Raw genomic sequence first — 1,474 nt, forward strand, 5'->3', positions numbered from 1 at the left:
ACAGTAGATTCCTTTGCTAACAACTTCAAAGATAAATTTAGCAAAAGTCAACATATTTTAGATGGGACAGCCGTGAGGTCTCGTCCTCCATTATTTGTCTGTCAGACAAATTTGGATTATTATAAGCACCTGAAGAAGCCATGACAGCTTGACTGATAAGCCTCGTCCAATTGTTGGACTTATCTTGGTACACAATTACAGCCGCAGAATATTCAACAGCACCTAATAAAGTAGCGCCGATAATAGATGCGAATATGCATATTTTTTTTATTTTCAACATAATTTAATCCTCATATTTATTGCTTTTAATCTACGGTTTAAAAGTAAACTCTCTATTTTTTCTCACCCTCTTCTATTTTCAAGGATGAAAAAATAATAAAGGTTAGTTTTAAATGAAACCTTTCAAAATCTGCGTTGTAAACGCGATATAGTTATACTATAAAACTGTTTCAAAATTTTTTAACTTTCCTAGATACTATAACTCAACCTAGAATACATAATTTTGTAATAACATTTTTAAAGTTCATCTAAACTGCTTGTTATAAAACCCCATACATTTCACTGTGAGCTAGCTCATTATCATATGCTTCTTCATAGCTTATTAATGCCTCACCTAACTTGTCTAGACAATAAAAAGTTCGGGAAGTTACATCACACACTCCACCCCAAGCACTGTTAGCTAACATAAGTCCAGTATTCCAGTAACTATCATTAACATCTAGATCAAGATCTCCAATGACTTCAGCATCATTTAACCTATCAAAACCACTGAATTGTAATTTGTCATGTATGTAATCATCGAAATCTCTCATCCCATATGCGGACTGATTAAATTGAATCGGACCTAGTACATACCTACTTGCCACTCCTGAACCAGCCATTTGATATGTGCGATCTAACATGTCTTGCTTAAATTGTTCCTTTTTAAGCATAGCCCCAGCCCCATTAACAGATTTTGCCTCATGATGAGCATCATCCATAAATTGATAAAAAACGAAGTCATATTTTTTTCCAAAATTACTCACCGCTTGTACCTTGATTTTGTCAGAATTTTGTTGAGCCCATTTATGTCGATAATTGTCTGCACCTAAATCTGTCATATATTCTCTATTCTCAACGTGACTACTTCCTGCTTCACGTTTGAGTTCCAATAAATATGCACATTGTGTTCTCAACTCATCAGGTGATACAGTTGTTGCAAAGATATCTTTACCATGATGATCTTTCATCCATCTACCTGAAACATACCCTTGATTATAAGCAAATTGGAATCCTAATTTTGAGAAAGTTGTTATAATTTCATCATGATCATTGGAACAATAAACAAAGGTATGATCTAGGTTTTTTGATGAAAAGAAATTTTTATCTAATGTTTGTGAAACTACCTTATTTACCTGACTATACCCAAGTTGGTAAATTTTTGATTATTAAGTATTCAAATCAAACTTTTTTTGCAATTTAACGCCCCTCAAAC

The 1,474-nt window shown here is 33.2% G+C and carries 1 protein-coding gene; it reads right to left on the minus strand.

Annotated elements, in window-relative coordinates; genetic code table 11:
- Positions 1–539 precede the first annotated feature (539 nt).
- Positions 540–1,229, minus strand: a complete 690-nt coding sequence (locus tag ACTS4L_RS11265; protein ID WP_440618000.1) for a hypothetical protein — start codon at positions 1,227–1,229, stop codon at positions 540–542.
- Positions 1,230–1,474 lie beyond the last annotated feature (245 nt).

Source organism: Cysteiniphilum sp. 19S12-1 (assembly GCF_052030685.1).
Taxonomy (GTDB): Bacteria; Pseudomonadota; Gammaproteobacteria; order Francisellales; family Francisellaceae; genus Caedibacter.